This is a genomic window from Centipeda noxia ATCC 43541 (assembly GCF_000160555.1).
GTDB classification, from domain to species: Bacteria; Bacillota; Negativicutes; order Selenomonadales; family Selenomonadaceae; genus Centipeda; species Centipeda noxia.
Map to the genome: position 1 here is coordinate 182,644 of NZ_GG749279.1, position 1,567 is coordinate 184,210.

A 1,567-nucleotide genomic window follows, 5' to 3' on the forward strand; every position below is an offset into this window, starting at 1 on the left:
TCGCGCATAAACTCCCGAACGACGGCAAAGGAACGAAAATCCTTGTCCACGCGGCCATCGGTGGCATCATGAGCAGCATCACGGGGGCGGGCTTCACATCGGGCGCCGCGGGTGCGGGACTGAACGAAGCCGTGATTAAAGAAATTGACAAGATTGCCAAGCATGATCCCGGCGCGGCACAAATCGTGAGCGCTATCGTCGGCGCGGCGGCAGCCAGAGCAGCCGGCGGAACAGCGGGAGCAGGTGCCGCAGCGGCGGCAAGCGGGACAAAGAATAATAGCTTGCTCACAGAAATTCAGTTTGTTAGGGAGGCAATTCGGGATGACAATATTGTGCATAATCTACCAGAGGGATATTGTAACCTCATAGGAGTATCCGGTGGAGCATATGGTGTAAGCGTGCAAGGAACAATTATGGTATTTAATGTGGAAGGGACACCGGTGTATAGTTCATATAGTTTAGGAGCTGGAAAAGCTCCTTGGGGGGCTAGCATGATAATGGGGCGAGGGCATTTGGAAGATTCAGATGGAAATATTATCACTGATCCTAACATAATAAAAGAGCAATTGACAGGACCGTCTATTGACGGGGCTATAAGTATGGGGGTGGGAAAAGGAATTGCTTGGGGATTTGGAAAATATTACTTTGTTTATGATTTCGTAGGCACTACGCCGGGGGCCGGGCTTTCTCTAGGAGGAACACTTTACGAAGGAGAACAAAAGGATTTTTAATTATGAAAAAGAGAAAGTTCATCATATTAACTATCTATTCTGTTGCTCTATTATGTTTTGCTATCTATATATATGGGATTAAAACAAAAGAACGAGAAAATTGGAATAATTTTCTCGTTGCTTTTCAAGAACTTGATTTGCCACCTAAACACGATGTCATAGAAGCTATCCCTAGCGATCGCCTTGGTAAACGATTTAGTATAATAATTAAGTACAGTAGCCCACGAGGTATAGAGCAGGAGATGAAACGATACAAAGGAGAATTGGAGTTGAAAACCCATGAAAAAAGTTACAAAGATGGGATAGAGGTTGAATATAATCACTATAAATCACCAGATGAAAATATCGAGTATTCAATATCTCAAAAAGGGAATGAGTATCTGATTCTTATCGGAAATGGGAGAGATGGAGATTGATTGATAGAAAATTTAAAGTTGTGATCATAGGAGTGATACTTATATTTTCCTATGTATATTTATATCTCCCACTCCTCTTTGATAAGCACACGAAAACTCGCGAACTCATTCTTGTTTATGCGCTGCATGATCTAAAAGAGATACAGACCGAAACAGTCCTTGATATTGAAAATAAGACTTTTATAGGAGGAGATCGTCAATTTTATATTAAGGTGAAGGGCGATATGTATCATATATTTAACAAACAGGAAATGATTGCAAATGGGTGGCGTGATGTGACCGAGGGGGGGAATTATATGCGGGGTTATAAAAAAGATTACGTTGCCAAAATTTCTCAAGGAAATGGATATTATGAAATCTGCATATCGGCGATACTCGGAGATGAGGAGAGATAATCTTATTATAGGTGCCGAACATTAC

The 1,567-nt window shown here is 41.9% G+C and carries 2 protein-coding genes and 1 pseudogene; all 3 read left to right on the top strand.

Translation table 11 applies throughout. The features are described 5' to 3' along the window. Window positions 1-731: pseudogene (locus tag HMPREF7545_RS10350) on the top strand (hypothetical protein); the annotation flags it as partial. A gap of 2 nt (window positions 732-733) precedes the next feature. Then, window positions 734-1,147, top strand: a complete 414-nt coding sequence (locus HMPREF7545_RS02315) for a hypothetical protein (protein ID WP_006694063.1) — start codon at window positions 734-736, stop codon at window positions 1,145-1,147. Beyond that, window positions 1,144-1,542 (top strand): hypothetical protein, encoded by a 399-nt coding sequence (locus tag HMPREF7545_RS02320; RefSeq protein ID WP_006694064.1) that lies wholly within the window; start codon window positions 1,144-1,146, stop codon window positions 1,540-1,542. The genes HMPREF7545_RS02315 and HMPREF7545_RS02320 overlap by 4 nt, the downstream gene beginning before the upstream one ends. The last annotated feature ends 25 nt before the right edge of the window (window positions 1,543-1,567 follow it).